The organism is Pseudomonas sp. GW821-FHT04C07 (assembly GCF_059420325.1).
The window spans coordinates 19,683-35,119 of sequence record NZ_JBWKTM010000019.1; the positions used below are offsets into that span (position 1 = coordinate 19,683).

Genomic DNA, 15,437 nt, shown 5'->3' on the forward strand with positions numbered 1-15,437 from the left:
ACACCGAGTAACTGATCGCTCCCGCGTGGGAATGCATCCCGTGCCGCTGCGCGTCACATCCAAAGCAGACGCAGAGCGTCCAGAGCGGCATTCCCACGCAGAGCGTGGGAACGATCATAACGCGGTGCGCCAGCTAGACCGCGTTGACCTTATCGCAGGCAACAGCTAGGCGCCCCCCTGCTTCCTACAGGCATCAGGCTTCTGCCGGCTCCAGAACCAACTCAACCACCTCAGGCCGCTTGATCAGCGCATACGTCACCGCCGTCAGCAAACTCCCGGCGACAATCGCCAAGAGATACAACAACGCATGGTTGATTGCATTCGGGATCAGCATAACGAACAGCCCACCGTGCGGCGCCATCAGCTTGCAGCTGAAGTACATCGACAGTGCGCCAGTCAACGCACCGCCGGCGATGCTCGCCGGGATCACCCGCAACGGGTCCTTGGCGGCAAACGGGATCGCCCCTTCGGAGATAAAGCACAGGCCGAGCACAAATGCCGCTTTGCCGGCTTCACGCTCGGCCTGGGCAAACTTGCGGCGGGCGATGAACGTAGCGATGCCCATACCAATCGGCGGCACCATACCGGCAGCCATGGTAGTGGCCATCGGTGCATAACTTTGCGATGCCAGCAGGCCCACCGAGAACGCATAAGCGGCTTTGTTGATCGGCCCACCAAGGTCAACGCACATCATGCCGCCGAGCAACACACCGAGCAGAATCGCGTTGGTCGTGCCCATGCTGTCGAGGAAGTGAGTCAGCCCTTCAAGCAACCCGGCAATCGGTTTACCCACCACGTAGATCATCACCAGCCCCGTGAACAGGCTGGCCAGCAACGGGATGATCAGGATTGGCTTCAACGCTTCGAGACTTTGCGGCAAGCGCGCCCAGCGATTGATCGCTTGCGCGGCATAACCGGCGATAAAACCGGCAATGATCCCACCGATAAAACCCGCCCCCAGGGTACTGGCTAACAGACCGCCAATCATCCCCGGCGCCAGGCCCGGACGGTCGGCGATCGAGTAGGCGATGTAACCGGCAAGCAGCGGCACCATCAGCTTGAATGCGCTCTCGCCACCGATCTGCATCAGCGCCGCGGCCAGGGTCCCTGGCTCTTTGAACGCCGTGATACCGAAGACAAATGACAAGGCGATCATCAACCCGCCGGCCACCACCATCGGCAACATGAACGACACACCGGTCAGAAGGTGCTTGTAGGCACCGGTTTTTTCTTGCTTGGCCGGACCTTTGGTGCCGGTCGCAGCACTTTCCTGCTGCCCCTCGGCCAACGCTTTATTCAGCGTGGCTTCGGCCTGTTTCAAGGCGATGCCCGTGCCGCAGCGGTAAATCCTCTTGCCGGCAAAACGCTCAGTGGCGACTTCGATATCCGCCGCCAGCAATACCACATCGGCGTCGGCAATCGCCGCTGCGCTCAAGGGATTACGTGCACCGACCGAGCCCTGGGTTTCCACCAGCAGCTCATAGCCCAGGCGCTTGGCCGCTTGCTGTAATGCTTCGGCCGCCATAAAGGTATGAGCGACGCCGGTCGGGCAAGCGGTCACTGCGACCAGCCGTGGCGCGCTTTTGCCAACGGCGGCCGGCGTGGCAACCACGTCGGGCGCGGCATAGACCTGCGCCTCCTCGGCACCGCGTCGCAATACCGCTTCGACGTCTTGCAGCGCTTGAGCCGGCGAGCTCTGAAACACTCGCTTGCCAACAAAGCGCAACATATCCACCGGCGCGCTGCTGACCACCAGCACCCACTCAGCAGCTTCGATGGTCGCGGCCGACAACTGGCGTTCCGGATGCGCCGCGTCATGCACTTCGACGCTGGTGCTCCAACCCTGGCGTTGCGCCGCTGCGTCGAGCAAACGCGCGCAGAGCACACTGGTGACCATGCCATTCGGGCAGGCAGTAACAATGGCTAACTTCATTACGAACCCTCTTATTGTTCTGTCAGGGGATGAATACGAACACCCTGTTCGAGCTGCGCCAGTTGCGCGGCATCGTTGATTCCAAAACCGATCTGGGTAACGGCCATGGCGGCAATCGCGGTGGCCGTGCGCAAGGTATGTTCAGGGGTATGAGCACTGAGCAAACCGTGCAGCATCCCCGCCAGCAATGAATCGCCAGCACCGACGGTACTGGCGACACGGACCTTCGGTGGCAGTGCCTGCAAGGCACAACCGACGCTGAACCAGTTCACACCGTCGGCACCTTGGGAAATCACCACATGCTCGACACCTTGCGCCCTTAACCGGCTTGCCGCCTCGGTTTGCGCAGCCACCGACACGACCGGATAATCCAGCACTTGGGCCAGCTCTTCAGTATTGGGCTTGACCAGCCATGGACCTGCCGCGAGCCCTGCACGCAAGGCTTCGCCGCTGGTATCCAGGGCAACTTTCAAGCCGAGATTTTTCAGGCGGATCAGCAACGTCTGCAACCACTGCGCACTGACGCCCTGCGGCAGACTGCCAGCGACCACTACCGCATCATGCCCGACGGCGATCTGATCGAGACGATCAAGCAGCGCCTGTTGAGCGGCTTCACTGACCAGCGGGCCCGGCCCATTCAAGTCGGTGATACGCCCATTGCTTTCAGCCAGTTTGATATTGCTGCGGGTTTCTCCGGGCACGCGAATGAACGCATCGACAAAACCACGCCGGGCAAACAGGGTTTCGAAGGCCTGTAGATTGTCTTCGCCGAGGAAACCGCTGACGGTCAGCTGATGCCCGAGATCGGCCAGCACCTGCGCCACGTTCACACCCTTGCCGGCGGCGTGGGTGTGCATGGCATCACTGCGGTTGACCTGACCGGGCTCCAGGCAGGCCAACTGGACAGTGAGGTCCAGCGCCGGGTTCAGGGTAAGGGTAAGAATCTTAGCCACTACAGTGCCTCCACTAAAGCACGCACTTCATTGGCGCTGCCCACGGCCAACGCCTGCTGAGCAAGGATTTTTGCCTGGCTCAAACCGAGCTCGCGAACCCGCGCCTTGACCTCGGCAATACTGCGCGCCGAGACACTCAATTCATCCACGCCAAGCCCCACCAGCACTGGTACGGCCAACGGATCAGCCGCCAGTTCTCCACACACGCCGACCCATTTGCCATGGGCATGGGCCGCACGCACGGTGATGTCGATCAGTTGCAACACGGCTGGGTGCAAGCCATCGGCCTGGGCCGACAACGTCGGATGGCCGCGGTCGATGGCCAGGGTGTATTGGGTCAGGTCATTGGTACCGACGCTGAAGAAATCCACTTCCCTGGCCAATACCGGAGCGAGCAACGCCGCCGACGGCACTTCGATCATGATCCCCAATTGTAGATCGGCCACCGGGATTTCCAGACGCAGGCGCTCGGTCATGTCCCTGGCCTGGCGCCACTCATCGACGCTGCCGACCATCGGGAACATGATCCGCAGCGGCCGGTTATCAGCGGCGCGCAGCAAGGCGCGCAACTGGGCTTCCATGATCTGCGGACGTTGCAGGGTCAGACGAATGCCGCGAACACCGAGGAAAGGGTTTTCTTCCTTGGCGATAGGCCAGTAAGGCAGCGGTTTGTCACCGCCAACATCCAGGGTACGCACCACTAAAGGCCGGCCGGCCAAACCATCGAGCACACGGCGGTATTCGGTTTCCTGGGTCGCCTCATCCGGCGCTTGCGTGTGGGCCATGAAAATCAGTTCGGTGCGCAGCAAGCCAATGCCTTCGGCGCCCTGCTCCACGGCACTGACGACACCTGCGCTTTCACCGATATTGGCGAACACTTCAACGGCGTGGCCATCGGTGGTCAACGCCGGTTCGTGGCGCTGGGCCGCTGCGGCTTGCAGACGTTGCTCGCGGGTATCGCGCTCTACGGTGGCGCGCTGCAATGTTGCGGCATCGGCGTCCACATGCAGGCGGCCACGCTGACCGTCGAGCAACAGGGGCGTGCCTGGCGCCAGCAGCAATACCGCAGCGCCGGCACCGACCAGCGCTGGAATGCCCAGCGCCCGCGCGACAATCGCACTGTGGGCGGTGGCGCCACCACGAGCGGTAAGAATCCCGGCAACCCGCGCTGGATCGAGACGCGCCACATCCGAGGGGCCGACCTCATCCATCACCAGAATGTACGGTTGCTCAGGTTCGACCCGGGTTTCGACGCCACACAGCTGCGCCAGCACCCGGCGACCGACATCTCGCAAGTCCGCCGCACGCTCGGCCAGCAGCGCATCATGCAGCGATTCCTGTTGTTTGGCCGCTGCCTCGACCACCGCCATCCATGCAGCCTCGGCGCTTTCACCTTGCTTGAGGCGAGTGTCGACTTCGTCGGTCAGCTCCGGATCGTCGAGCATTTCCTGGTGAGTAATGAAAATCTCGCGGATGGCCTTGGCCTTGCTGCGCTGAATCAGCCCTTCGATGTCACCACGGACATCGGCCAGCGCCTGTTTCAGACGCTCACGTTCAATGGCGGCGGACTCACCACGCAACGGGTAATCGATCGGCTGCAGAACATGAATGTGGGCCGGACCGATGGCAATCCCGGGTGCGGCGGCTATCGCCTGAATCAGACTGCCCGAGGCCGGAACTACCAGCACCGGCTCCACTTCAGCGACGATTTCACGCGGTGCGCTGACCGCCGGCAACGGCTCGACTTCTTCGCCAAGCCCTTCTTCGATGGCCGCCAGCAACGCGGGCAAGGCATCGGCAGCGATGTTCGGTTCAGCGATAAACTCCAGCACCTGGCCACGATGGGCGCCGAGGCTGAGCAACTTGCTCAGGCTCTTCACCGACACCGCACTGTCCTTGCCGTCGACGATCCGCACGCGAATCTCGCCTTCAAAGCTTTTCGCCAGTTGCGCCAGAATCTTCGCCGGACGCGCATGCAAGCCGTGGGCATTGGCCAAGGCGATCCGGGCGCTCGGCCAGTCCGCCGGCAATTCGCCACCGAGTACTTCCAGGACCGCGCGGCTGCTGGTAGCTCGTCCCAACTCGTGGCCGCGACCTTCAATCAGCAACGCGCAAAGGCGTTCGAGCAAGGCTTGGTGGGCTTCACCCAGGCTGGCCAGACAGAACAGACCGCTCAGCGGTTGGCCGAGGTAGCGGATCGGCTTGTCCGGCGTGACGAAGGCCAGGCCTGGACGCTTGACCGTCTGTTCGCTGTGCAACCACCACAGGCCGTCGCCCAGCGGCAGTGCTTCAACCTGTTGCAGCACTGCGGAAAAACCATTGCTCACACAGTCGGCCTGACGCAGCAAACGCGCGCCACGCCAAACCAGCTCTTCGAAATCTTCGGCGGGCACGCCCAACCCGATCATCTGCGCATCCAGCGCCAACTCTTGCGGCGCACCTTGCAGCAGCTTCAACAGGGACTCGGCGGAACTGGCGCGGCGCAGAGCCTGGCCCAGATCGGTTTCACCCAGGGCGCGGGTGAGCAGTTGCAACAGGTGCAGGTGCTCATCGGATTTGGCGGCAATGCCGATCGCCAGATAGACGATCTGGCCATCACCCCAGTCCACCCCTTCCGGGAACTGCAACAGGCGCACACCGGTGGTGAACACCTTATCGCGGGTTTCAGGGGTGCCATGGGGGATCGCAATACCTTGACCGAGAAAGGTCGAGCCCTGGGCTTCCCGCGCCTGCAAACCGCCGAGGTAACCCTCTTCGACCAGGCCATCAGCGACAAGATGTTCGGCAAGCAGGTGCAGTGCCGCGGACTTATCCACAGCCGACTGGCCCATGGATATCTGCTCTATGGTGAGCTCGAGCATGCTTTCTCCTATTTAGCGCAAGTTCGCGCTAGGTATTGTTTTGAATGAATCAGCTTAGGCTTATTGTCAGAACAGCCTCGGGCGGCTTCTCGGCAGAACCGGCCCAACTCCTTTATACCCCTGAAAACACGCTTGCTGAAACGTTTAATCTAGAATGTTTGGCACGTTACTCGATAATCGCTCATCCTTGAAGCCCTATCTGTCGGTCGCAGTTGCGACGATGGTCGCCCCCTCATTTCGGTTACGATTGGACAAAATGTCGGGGCAAGCTCCAAAACAACAAGGAAATCCCGGGTTGAAACTCAGTGATATCGCCCAACTGGCCGGTGTGTCTGTCACCACCGCCAGCTATGTCATCAACGGCAAGGCCGAACAACAACGGATCAGCCGCAGCACCGTCGAGCGTGTGCAGGCGGTGGTCGAACAACATGGCTTCACGCCTAACCCACAAGCGGCCGGGCTACGCAGCCGGCATACGCGTACCTTGGGTTTCATCCTGCCCGACCTGGAAAACCCCAGTTATGCCAGGATCGCCAAATTGCTCGAACAAGGTGCCCGCGCACGCGGCTATCAGTTATTGATTGCCAGTTCCGACGATGCGCCAGACAGCGAGCGACAATTGCTGCAATTATTCCGCGCCCGACGTTGCGATGCATTGTTCGTCGCCAGCTGCCTGCCGCCCGATGATGACAGCTATCGCCAGTTGCAGGCCAAGGGCCTGCCGATCATTGCCATCGACCGGGTCATGGAGCCCGAGCATTTCTGCTCGGTGATCAGCGATGATCAAGAAGCCAGCTTGCAACTCACCCGCAGTCTGTTGCAACCCGCACCTCGGCAGATCGCGCTCATCGGTGCGCGTCCCGAGCTGAGCATCAGCCAGGAACGTGCAGCAGGCTTCAAGCAGGCCTTGTCCGGATTTGACGGCAAGATCCTGATCGAGCACGGCGAAGCCTTCAGTCGCGATTGCGGACGACAGCTGATGGAGGAGTTACTACAACGCCTCGGCCACTTACCCGATGCGCTGGTAACCACCTCCTATGTGCTGCTCCAGGGCGTGTTCGATGCGCTGCATGACTTCCCGCTCAAATCCCGACCGCTGCGCCTCGGTACGTTCGGCGACACCCAGTTGCTGGACTTCCTGCCGCTGCCGGTGAACGCCATGGCCCAGCAGCATCAACTGATCGCGGACAAAGCGCTGCAACTGGCGTTGGCGGCGATTGAAGAACAACACTACCAACCGGGTGTCCTGGCCATCGCGCGGACCTTCAAGCAGCGTATTCACGAGGCGTGAACGTGGAGCTGATCGACAGCCATACCCATCTGGACTTTCCGGATTTCGACGAAGATCGCCAAGCGCTGCTGGCTGACAGCCGCATCCTCGGGGTGCGACGAATGGTGGTGCTGGGGGTTTATCAGCGAAATTGGCAGCGGGTATGGGATCTGGTGCAAAGCGACCCGGACCTGCATGCCGCGTTCGGCTTGCATCCAGCGTACCTTGATGAGCATCGCCCGGCGGACCTGACCGAGCTTGGCGACTGGCTGACCCGTCTGGCCGGCCATCCGCAGCTGTGTGCGGTGGGAGAGATCGGTCTCGATTATTTTCTCGAACATCTCGACCGCGAACGGCAACAAGCGCTGTTTGAAGCGCAGTTACAACTGGCGGCAGATTTTCAGTTACCGGCGCTGCTGCATGTCCGCCGTAGCCATGCGACCACAATCGCGACCCTCAAACGTTTTCGCTTGAAGCGCGCGGGCATCATCCATGCCTTTGCCGGCAGTCAGGAAGAGGCCCGCGAATACATCAAACTCGGTTTCAAACTGGGCCTGGGCGGCGCCGCGACCTGGCCGCAGGCGCTGCGCATGCACAAAGTCATCAAAGGCTTACCGCTGGATGCCGTCGTGCTGGAAACCGATTCGCCGGATATGGCGCCCGCCATGTATCCAGGCCAGCGCAACAGCCCGCAGCACTTACCGGCGATCTGTTCGGCGCTGGCCGAAATCATGGCCATCAGCCCCCAGCAACTGGCGGCGGCGAGCACTGCCAACGCCTGTGATTTGTTCAACTGGAATCAGTCGCAATAGGCCTTGGCAGCCTACAGGATCATGCTCACTCGCCACATGGCCTGGAAGCTGCCCACTCAATGATGGCTGCCGACCTCAAACCCGGAACGCACTGATCAACGCCTTCAATTGCACCACCTGTGCGGAAAGCTGACGGCTGGCATCTTCGGTCTGGTGCGCACCTTCAGCGGTGCGCTCGCCGGCGCGGTTGATCTCGACGATGTTTTGATCGATATCGTGGGCCACTGCGGTTTGTTGCTCGACTGCCGCTGCGATCTGTTGGTTCTGATCGACGATCATCCCTACTGCTCCAAGGATGTTTTCCAGCGCCTGCTGAACCTTTTCCGACTGGCTGACCGTTCCGTTGGCCATCTGATGGCTAACACCCATGGCTTTCACCGCCGCGCCGACACCGCTGTGCAACCTGGCAATCATTTGCTCGATTTCTTCAGTCGATTGCTGAGTACGCTTGGCCAATGTCCGGACCTCATCGGCCACCACAGCAAAACCGCGCCCCTGTTCACCGGCACGCGCCGCCTCAATGGCCGCATTGAGCGCCAACAGGTTGGTCTGCTCGGCAATGCTTTTGATCACTTCAAGTACACGGCTGATGGATTGGCTGTCACTCGCCAACTGATTGATCACCAATACTGACTGGTCAATCTCGCCGGCCAGCTGAGCAATGCTGCCCTGCTGAGACACCACCAAACCACGGCCGCTGACCGTTTCGTCGTTCACGCTGTGGGCGCTACTGACCGCCGCCGCTGCGCTACGGGCCACTTCCTGGGCAGTCGCCGACATCTGATTCATGGCCGTGGCAACCTGTTCAATCTGGCTGCGCTGACCGGCGACGGCCTGATTGCTGCGAGCCGATACCGATTCAACCTGACCGGCCTGACGCTCGACTTCACTGACGGTCTTGCCCACCAGTTCGATCAGGTCATGGATTTTCGCCACGGTACCGTTGAACACATTGCCCAATTCACCCAACTCGTCGCGACTGTGGGCGGTGAAAGTGACAGTCATGTCCCCCGCCGCGACCTTATCCATCACCGCTCCCAGGCGTTTGAGGGTAGTGCGGGTCGAAGCGTAGAAACCGCCGTAGAGGTAAACGATCAATAAAAACACCGCGGCCAGTGCAACCACCAACGCCACCATCTGCGTGCGGTTCTGCTCCAGACGCTGCTGCAATTGCGCACCAAGGAACTTCAACGTGGCCTCATTGAGTTGGTAGGTCTGCGCCATTAATCCGCTGACATGATCGTAAAAAGCTTGCCAGGGAGCATCGAGGGTATCGGCCATCACCACCTGCTCTTCGAACAGTTCGCTACCTTGCTTGAGCGTCGCTCTGCTGGCGCTGGCCAATGGGTCCAGAGCGTCGTGGGCCGCTTTGCTCGAGCCCAAAGCATCCTGCAGCTTCAAGCCATACTCGGCCTGGAGCTTTTCAATCTGCTGTAACAGCTCATCGAAACGAGTGCTCGACGACGAATTGAGGAAACCCAACCCCAGCGAATAGCTGCCTATGGCCCGGCCTTCGCCCAGGATTTGCGTGACTTGCGGGGTGACCCCAGTGATCAACTCACTCAATTGGCGCATGTCACTTTGATTGTCGCGGCTCAAGCCGGACTGGCTGGCGATAATCTGGCTGAACACTTGCGCACTGCCGAGCAACTTGCCGATCAACGCGCTTTTGCTTTGCAAAGAGTTTTCGGCTTGCTGAGCCTTGAAGGCCGTAATCATTTCATCGCGTTTGCCATCGAAAACGCTGATCTGCCCGGGGTCGATGGTCACAGCCGCCAGCCCCTTCATGCGTTCCAGGACGCTCTGTTCAAGGCCGCTGATCTTCGGCTCGACATCTCCCGCTTTGCCGGACTGGCCAAGGGTGACATTGATCTGCACCAGGTTATTCAGGGTTTCCAGATCACGCCGTAGCGTCAGGCTGCTGCCCAACAGGTCAAGACTTTGCAATTCGACCTGGGTGCCCTGGAATTCGCGATAGGAGTCGCGGACCAGATAGAAGTTGGTCACCAGCATCGGCAGGAAAAACAGAACACTGATCAGGCTGAACTTCATACCGAAGCTCAGGCGGTTCATCAGCGCTACAGCGGGATAGAGCAAGCTCTTCACTGAAAGTCTCCCTTTTCTTTTATTTTTATTGGCAGGCACGCGAAGACAGCAGATAGCCACTATTCGGCGCTACGTCTGTATAGCTCAAATCAAAGGGAGGTTTTGTAACTTAAAGTTAACCGCGTGAGTATCGGTCTGGTGAACGGGGGAAGCTCCTTTGTGGCGAGGGGCTAAGCCCTCTCGCCGCAATGTTTTTCTCACCTCAGGTTTTGTGCACGTCTCAGAGAAACACAGTCCAGAGTGCAAAGCCGGCATACCAAAGCACCGCAGCCCGGAGCAGCAGTTCCCATAACCGGTCCAGACTGGTAATACCATCCGCGCCGACCATTGGTGCCGGGATCTCGCCAGCCCCCAGGCCGACTTTCTCCAGCAACTGAGCGGCACTGATGTTCCAGTTGAGCAACTCATGCAACATCACCCGGCTGACCGCAACAAAGTTGCCCACCAGCGCAAAGCTTGCTGCCAACAATCGCACCGGCAACCAATCGAAGGCATGACGCAGTTGCTCGGCGCGCTCGGCCAGCGCCGGATTTTTCCCGTGCTCAGCCGCCAATGCCAGCAAGCGATAGCTCAACGCCGCGACCGGACCGAGCAGGAAGTACCAGAAAATCACCGCAAAAAAGCTCTGATAGGCTTCCCACAGCAAGTATCCTTGAACCCGCCCAAGCAACTGTTCGCCGCTGTCAGCGCAAATATCCAGGTCACGCTTGGCAACATGAGCCGCTGCTTGCAGGTCCTCACGACGCCAGGCATCGCGAAACGGCCCCAGAGCACCCAACAAGTCGCCGCGTCCCAGGCTGTAAATCACCACTAACAGATGAACGGGTAACGCCAACAAACCGTAGAACACCGGTTCCAGCACCACCAGCCCTAATCCCAGCACCGTAACCGGCAGTAAAACCAGCAGCGCTAACACTAACCAGGGTCGGTTCGTCAGTCGCGGACTGGCCTCAAGCTTGGCCAACTCGCGTAACCATCCACTGTCGCGCTGTACCTGATGACGCAAGGCCGAGAATTTTTCGACCCAAACCGCCAGCAGCAACACCAGAAAACTCATTGTTCGTCCCCTTTATCCAAGGCTGCACGAAAGCGTACCCAGTCGAATGCCGGCCCCGGATCGGTTTTTCGCCCGGGAGCAATATCACTATGACCGCAGATGCGCTGCACAGTGATCGCCGTGTAGGCGCTCTGCAACTGCCGGGTCAAGGCAATCAACGCCTGATATTGAGCATCGGTGAATGGCAACTCGTCAGTACCTTCCAATTCGATGCCCAAAGAAAAATCATTGCACCCTTCCCGCTCATCGAAGCGTGAGACGCCCGCGTGCCAGGCACGCTCAAGACAGGAGACAAACTGAGTGATCGCACCGTCACGTTCGATCAAAAAATGCGCAGACACGCGCAGATCGGCTATCCCTGCAAAATAAGGGTGCTCCGTGACATCCAGGCGATTCTGGAAAAACTCCTGCACTTTACCCGTTGCGAACTGCGCCGGCGGCAGACTGATGTTGTGGATCACCAGCAGGGAAATCTCGCCTGTGGGGCGCGCATTGAAGTTTGGCGACGGACAATGACGCACGCCCTGACACCAACCGCTAGCGGGGTCCAACTGCATACAGATTCCTTGAACAACGACTTTGATGGCCCAGTATGCCGCGATCAGCACTCAGGTTGCGATCACTTGCGATTGAGTCGACGCAAGTTACCAAGCACCGACTCCAGCGCCCGGTCGAACAACAAGGTGTCATCCAGTTTTCGAACAGCCCCGCAGTGGAACTCCAGCGCCAGCGCGGTGCGGGTTCGCTCCAGTACTCTCATGCCGGTACGGTTGACAAAAATGTACTTGCCGGATGGCTGGATGATCGCTGCCAGTTTGCATCGAGCCGTATTTTCATCGTCTTCCTGGAATTCGACCCAACACCCTGGCCGCAGCTGATTAACCTCAAGCAGGCCCGCGTCATCCTTGTCCAGGCGCACAGCGGCAACGTCGACAGGCCCCTCGTCGGCGGTCCTCAGAACAATCTTCTGGACTACCTCAACCATCGTCGGCAAATCATCATTGCCCACAATAGCCGGGCTCTTCTCAAGCTCCTGGCCCGACAGCCGCTGATTCAGCTCCTGTTCGACACACTGGTGGGCCAGTTGCATTTTGGCGCGGCCTTCTTCGGCATCACGGGTGCACTGCTCCAGCAATTCGCTGCGACGGCGTTCGTCAGCGGTGAAGGCCAGAAAATCGGCCAATAGCTCGGAGAAGATCGCCGGGTCATCGACAAAGTCATTCAACAGCCGCTGCACGAGCTGCTCGATACGCAGGTACAGACTGTCGCGCTGGTAGTCATCGCACTCGCCCCAGCCCACCGCGGCGGCGGCAATTTCATTGAGCAGGCGCCGGGCCGGATGATTGCCGCGACTGAAAAAACTCTTGTCCAGCACCGCGACTTTCAGCATCGGGATCTGCAAGCGGCCGATTAGCGCCTTGAGCGAATCGGGCAAATTGCGATCACCGAGGATGAACTCGAAAAGCATCGCAATCAGGTTGATCACATCCTCATCAGCGACGCCGACGACCCTGGACTTGCCGCTTTTGACGCTGACTCGGGTCAGCAATTGCTCAAGCTGATTACGCAGATCGAAATCATCCTGAGTACTGGGCCCTGGTACGTACTGCTGTAGATGCGAGAGCAGGCGCAACAAATCCCGGGTCGAAATAGGCTGAGTCTGCGCACTGACTTCGAAGGTCGGTGCAACGCTGCCTCTGACGTGTAAAAGCAGTTCCTGCAACGCCGCGAAAACCTCCTGCCCCCCCTTGTCGATCTGTGCGCCGCTGGATTTGGTCGTGCCAGGGTCGGTTTGCACGGCACTGGCGTTGACGGCGGCCCGCTCGGAACCCCGGCGGGTGGGAGCGGCCTTGAGTTCGGGCAGTACGCCAGTGACTATCAACAATTGATTGGCTTCAGCATAGAGCTGGTCACCATCGCTGAGCACATACTTCTCGAACAGCTTGAGAATGATCAACTTGACCTTGGTCTCCACACCCAGATTGCGCCCGGCCTCCAGGAAATGCTCGCAGAGCATGGCCGGCCCCATCGGGTTGTGCTGATCATCGAGACGCTTGCCGAGCAACGCACTCAAACGCGCGGTCAATTGGCCCAGGGCAAAGCCGTCACGACTGAGCGCCTTGGCGACCATGGCCTCCAACGCTACGGTCAGTTCCAGCTCGTCGTTGGGAGCCTGTAGCAATGGGTCGCAAAGCACCGACCGGGGAAACGCCGTTTGCGTTATGTCGTACTGAGCAAGGCCGGCAAAGGCCTCGAAAAATTTCTCGAGAAAGCCACGCTCAATGCTTTTTCGCTTGAGACGCAAATCGCGCATGGCTTCGAAGAACGTGCTCTGGTCAACATTGTTCTGAGCTCTGTCAGCCATTTCGAACAAAGTGTCATAGGCATTATCGAACAACGCTTGCAGGCCATGCTTGAGTTGCTGCGCGGCTTTGTCGCGAACCTGGAGCAGAATGACTGGCAGGCGGGCGAGCGGCGAGTGAGTCGCCTGATCAGTAGCAGCCTTGTGCAAAGGCACTACCTTCCCGTCATTGTGCATCCAAGCCTCCTGAAACGGTCATCCTTCGGTTCTGTGTAAATGATCGGCAGCCTGCAACGCGCGCGGCCCGGTTTGGGGCGGGTACGGATGCACTGCGCGGCAATTCATCGATCGAAAGAACACAGCGACGTCAAAGCCATGACGTCAATTACAAGGCAGATTATCTGGTAAAAGATGCCACTTGTGCCAGCAGACCCTGCACTTCATTTTGAAGCAGCCCCTCAAACTCGTCCCTCGCCCGAACCTGACGGCTTAGCTGAAGCGACCAAATGCAGGGTTCAGAGCGAAGTGAAGGTGTATGTCGCCTTGGGTTAGCTCACGGCATGGCCCTATAATCGGGCCACTTTGTTTGTGGAGCCCGTTATGCCGAATCTACGTCTCGCCGACCTGACCGCCGAAATCGAAGCCAACGTGCGCCGTGCGTTGCTTGAAGACATAGGCAGCGGTGACATCACCGCACAACTGATCCCGACCGGACGCCTTGCCAAAGCCACCATCATCACGCGCGACGCGGCCGTCATCAGCGGCACCGCCTGGGTCGACTCGGTATTTCGGCAACTGGACCCGCGGGTCGCGGTGCACTGGCAGGTGCGTGACGGCGAGCGCGTCAGCCCCAATCAGGCGCTGTTCCACCTCGAAGGCCCCGCTCGATCGCTGCTCAGCGGTGAACGCAGCGCGCTGAACTTCCTGCAATTACTGTCCGGAGTCGCCACCCGCGCGCAATACTTCGCCGACCAGGTTGCCGACACCCAGGTCAAGCTGCTGGATACCCGCAAGACCCTGCCTGGTCTGCGTCTGGCACAGAAATACGCGGTGACCTGCGGTGGTTGCCACAACCATCGCATCGGTCTGTATGACGCGTTCCTGATCAAGGAAAACCATATCGCCGCTTGCGGGGGCATCGCCCAGGCAATCGCTGCTGCGCACAGGATCGCCCCAGGCAAACCGGTAGAGATAGAGGTGGAAAGTCTTGCGGAATTGAAAGAAGCACTCGCTGCCGGTGCCGACATCATCATGCTGGACGAACTCAGCCACGACGACATGCGCGAAGCTGTGCGCCTTAACGCTGGCAAAGCCAAACTCGAGGCAAGCGGCGGGATCAGCGAAAGCACCTTGCGCCCAATCGCCGAAACCGGCGTGGATTACATTTCTATCGGTACAATGACCAAGGATGTGAAGGCCGTGGACCTGTCGATGCGCTTGAGTCTCTGATGTAGCAAAACGCCAGCCTCAATGAGGCTGGCGCTGGCATCAAACCACCAGATTGTTCATCTCGCAGTATTCTTCCCACGCGACGCCCAACACTTCGGCCGCTTCCTTGTGCAATGCAAGGCGTGTCGCTTCGTATTCTTCCGGCGTCGAGGTGTACTTGAGCGTCAGCTCCCAGGGCTGCAAGCCCTGCGCTTCAGCCTCGTCCTCGAACGCCCACTGAATCTGATCTTTCTGATCGTCAGCGCTCAAGTCTTTGATCTCGTCCATCAACTCGGGCGCATCAAGAATGTATTTCTTGAGGGCCTCTTCGTGCCGGGCTTCTTGTGTCAGTTCTTTAATGGTCATTTCGTTCTCTCTGATCTGGGGAATGGAAGATGGATCTGGATCATCAAGGATCTCTCTGACGCAGAAAAAACCGCGTGCAATCCGGTTTATCTGGCCTTCAGAACCATTCGGGATCATCTGAAAACAGGTGGTGCCTGGTGCCCGAGACAGGAATCGAACCTGCGACCTTCGCGTTACGAGTGCGCTGCTCTACCGGCTGAGCTACACGGGCGGTGGGCTAAACCTAGCACTGACTTTCAGGTCAGGCAACTTGCTGCGTATCTGAATTTCTACAGACTTGCGCGCAACCCTCTGTAGCAGCTGCCGGAGCCTGGGTTCGGCAGCGGCTACGTTTCCTGCACACAGCAAA

Annotated in this window: 11 protein-coding genes, 1 tRNA gene and 1 pseudogene; 3 read left to right on the plus strand and 10 right to left on the minus strand. The window is 59.4% G+C overall.

What is annotated here, in order from left to right:
* Positions 1-193 precede the first annotated feature (193 nt).
* The 3 genes from AC07UI_RS26835 to ptsP are packed head-to-tail and all read right to left on the minus strand — an operon-like array spanning position 194 to position 5,747.
* A complete protein-coding gene (locus tag AC07UI_RS26835; protein ID WP_494995332.1) occupies positions 194-1,933 on the minus strand; it encodes a PTS fructose-like transporter subunit IIB in 1,740 nt (579 codons plus the stop codon).
* Positions 1,934-1,944: 11 nt separating this feature from the next.
* Positions 1,945-2,886, minus strand: a complete 942-nt coding sequence (gene pfkB, locus AC07UI_RS26840; protein ID WP_494995333.1) for a 1-phosphofructokinase — start codon at positions 2,884-2,886, stop codon at positions 1,945-1,947.
* On the minus strand, positions 2,886-5,747 hold the full coding sequence (ptsP, locus tag AC07UI_RS26845) for a phosphoenolpyruvate--protein phosphotransferase (RefSeq protein ID WP_494995334.1): 2,862 nt from the start codon (positions 5,745-5,747) through the stop codon (positions 2,886-2,888). The genes pfkB and ptsP overlap by 1 nt, the downstream gene beginning before the upstream one ends.
* 295 nt (positions 5,748-6,042) lie before the next feature.
* On the opposite strand from ptsP, the gene cra reads away from it, so the two are divergent.
* Positions 6,043-7,038 (plus strand): catabolite repressor/activator, encoded by a 996-nt coding sequence (cra, locus tag AC07UI_RS26850; RefSeq protein ID WP_494995335.1) that lies wholly within the window; start codon positions 6,043-6,045, stop codon positions 7,036-7,038.
* Positions 7,039-7,040: 2 nt separating this feature from the next.
* Positions 7,041-7,829 (plus strand): TatD family hydrolase, encoded by a 789-nt coding sequence (locus tag AC07UI_RS26855; RefSeq protein WP_494995336.1) that lies wholly within the window; start codon positions 7,041-7,043, stop codon positions 7,827-7,829.
* Positions 7,830-7,904: 75 nt separating this feature from the next.
* On the opposite strand, the gene AC07UI_RS26860 is transcribed toward AC07UI_RS26855, so the two are convergent.
* The 5 genes and pseudogenes from AC07UI_RS26860 to AC07UI_RS26880 all read right to left on the minus strand — a co-directional run bounded on the left by AC07UI_RS26860 (position 7,905) and on the right by AC07UI_RS26880 (position 13,531).
* The gene (locus tag AC07UI_RS26860; protein WP_494995388.1) at positions 7,905-8,834 is read right to left on the minus strand and encodes a methyl-accepting chemotaxis protein; all 930 of its coding nucleotides are present in this window, start codon (positions 8,832-8,834) and stop codon (positions 7,905-7,907) included.
* Positions 8,811-9,902, minus strand: a pseudogene (locus tag AC07UI_RS26865) (methyl-accepting chemotaxis protein); the annotation flags it as partial. The pseudogene AC07UI_RS26865 and the gene AC07UI_RS26860, both read right to left, overlap by 24 nt.
* A gap of 253 nt (positions 9,903-10,155) precedes the next feature.
* Positions 10,156-10,992 (minus strand): regulatory signaling modulator protein AmpE, encoded by an 837-nt coding sequence (ampE, locus tag AC07UI_RS26870; protein WP_494995337.1) that lies wholly within the window; start codon positions 10,990-10,992, stop codon positions 10,156-10,158.
* Positions 10,989-11,549, minus strand: coding sequence for a 1,6-anhydro-N-acetylmuramyl-L-alanine amidase AmpD (gene ampD, locus AC07UI_RS26875; protein WP_494995389.1), 561 nt, complete (start codon positions 11,547-11,549; stop codon positions 10,989-10,991). The genes ampE and ampD overlap by 4 nt, the downstream gene beginning before the upstream one ends.
* A 62-nt stretch (positions 11,550-11,611) precedes the next feature.
* Complete coding sequence (locus AC07UI_RS26880; protein ID WP_494995338.1) at positions 11,612-13,531, minus strand: DUF1631 domain-containing protein; 1,920 nt, start codon at positions 13,529-13,531, stop codon at positions 11,612-11,614.
* A 363-nt stretch (positions 13,532-13,894) separates the two neighbouring features.
* Here AC07UI_RS26880 and nadC point away from each other — a divergent pair, with 363 nt between their 5' ends.
* Positions 13,895-14,743: a carboxylating nicotinate-nucleotide diphosphorylase gene (gene nadC, locus AC07UI_RS26885; RefSeq protein WP_494995339.1), complete on the plus strand. Its 849-nt coding sequence runs from the start codon at positions 13,895-13,897 to the stop codon at positions 14,741-14,743.
* Positions 14,744-14,782: 39 nt separating this feature from the next.
* Here nadC and AC07UI_RS26890 read toward each other — a convergent pair whose 3' ends face one another.
* On the minus strand, positions 14,783-15,088 hold the full coding sequence (locus AC07UI_RS26890; protein ID WP_494995340.1) for a DUF6388 family protein: 306 nt from the start codon (positions 15,086-15,088) through the stop codon (positions 14,783-14,785).
* 135 nt (positions 15,089-15,223) lie between these two features.
* A tRNA-Thr gene (locus AC07UI_RS26895) sits at positions 15,224-15,299 on the minus strand.
* Positions 15,300-15,437 lie beyond the last annotated feature (138 nt).